Genomic DNA, 1532 nt, shown 5'->3' on the forward strand with positions numbered 1-1532 from the left:
AAGTTGAGTTCCCAGTCTTGAAAATTGCCTTAAACAGACTATCAATCAAATGCGGTCGCAATTTGCCAAGCGCCTTGCGAACCTTTCCAACAGGGCCCAACACTGTCCAGTCGTCAGATGCAGCAACATCGACACAAAGGGTCGAATCTACCCCCCCCTGACGTAAAGCGTGGTGGATACGATAAGCCGCTCGGGCAGCTCCGCCAACGATATCGGAATGGCTAAGATGCAAAACTTTCACAAAGTAAAACCACTTTTTAGTAGATCAGCATACGCGTGAAAAGCCGGGCCAGCTTATCCGGCAGGTATTGCGTGTAACGCCATAAGGTCAAAGATTGCTGTTCAACTTGTCGTGCATCTCCAAGCTTTAAGTCACCTTTCCTAATGAATGCGCGGCCATAGGAAATTTTCTCAGCTGGCTCGAGCCCCATCACTTTCATGACCACATCCCAAGTATGACGAAAGTGAAAAGTCTGTGGAAGGTGGCATAGGATAACAGGGTAAAAACAATTTGCAATGAGATACTTACCACCAACATGTAAATATTGTGCGGTCTTATATACCATTTGTAAAGGGTCGAGAACATGCTCAAAAACATCAGTAGCTATAATCACATCATATTTTCCGCACATCTCATGCCTATAGCTGACATTAGATGTTCTCTCTGCGCGAGCGATAGCCAAGGGATGAGGATGCGGTTCGATGACTTCAACAAATGTTTCGGGCAGCGACGCGCCGATCATACGTGCCAATCCGCCGAAACCACCTCCAAACTCGGCAACGCGCAAAGGAGCTTGTTGTACTACCCAATTCTTGTACTGTTCACGGTTTTCCAAACTTTCCTTATGCTGTTCGATAAACAAGCCATTCAGTAGCCAGACTGGATGACTGTAGAAGGCACTGGTTCTGGCATCCATAACCATTGGATCACAGCCAATGGATTTCCACACATCATCCATCAAACTCCACATCTGCTCCAAGTCTGGATAGCCTGCAAATCGATCAAAAACATCTTCCAACCATCGACGTTCTTCTGCTGTGATCAAAGTTAGATCATCAGTACTTATCCATTCTGTGAGATCAGACATTGTAATCCAGCATCCCAGAAAGTGGTGTTAATTCCATCGCCGGCCTTTCGTACGGCCTGCTTGGCTCGTCAGTTAACAAATTCTTGCCTCCCTCCGGATTGAGAGGCCGTACCAGGCTCGCCAGGAAAGGGGGCAGCTCATTTGCCGTTCACCCCTCTGCTCAAGCAGAACAGCGTCTACCAGGCTGATTACGGTCGCTTTGTTTGGGAATATCCCGACCACATTCGAGCGGCGCATGATTCCCTTGTTCAGCATCTCAAAACAATTGGTTGGGTAGCGTCCCGTCAAGTGGTGTAAATTCATTCAGGTCATCGCCGGCCTTGCTATCGTTCAGGCTGTCTCGTCGGTTAACAATTCCTTCCCTTCCTCCGGCTTGAGAACCTGTGCCAGGCTTTCTAAGCTCAAGTACCTTCGGCTCACTTGCCATTCGTCGTTCTGCTCAAG

General features: G+C 48.1%; 2 protein-coding genes. Both read right to left on the bottom strand.

The features are described from left to right. Positions 1-257: 257 nt before the first annotated feature. The gene (locus D6694_13540) at positions 258-1088 is read right to left on the bottom strand and encodes a class I SAM-dependent methyltransferase (protein RMH36837.1); all 831 of its coding nucleotides are present in this window, start codon (positions 1086-1088) and stop codon (positions 258-260) included. A 72-nt stretch (positions 1089-1160) separates the two neighbouring features. Beyond that, entirely contained in the window at positions 1161-1391 is a 231-nt protein-coding gene (locus tag D6694_13545; protein RMH36838.1) for a hypothetical protein, read from the bottom strand. Positions 1392-1532: the final 141 nt, after the last annotated feature.

Source organism: Gammaproteobacteria bacterium (assembly GCA_003696665.1).
Taxonomy (GTDB): Bacteria; Pseudomonadota; Gammaproteobacteria; order Enterobacterales.

Excerpts from the sequence above, each read along its gene's own strand:
- D6694_13545 (RMH36838.1), bottom strand. The coding sequence starts at position 1,391 with ATGAATTTACACCACTTGACGGGACGCTACCCAACCAATTGTTTTGAG.
- D6694_13540 (RMH36837.1), bottom strand. The coding sequence starts at position 1,088 with ATGTCTGATCTCACAGAATGGATAAGTACTGATGATCTAACTTTGATC.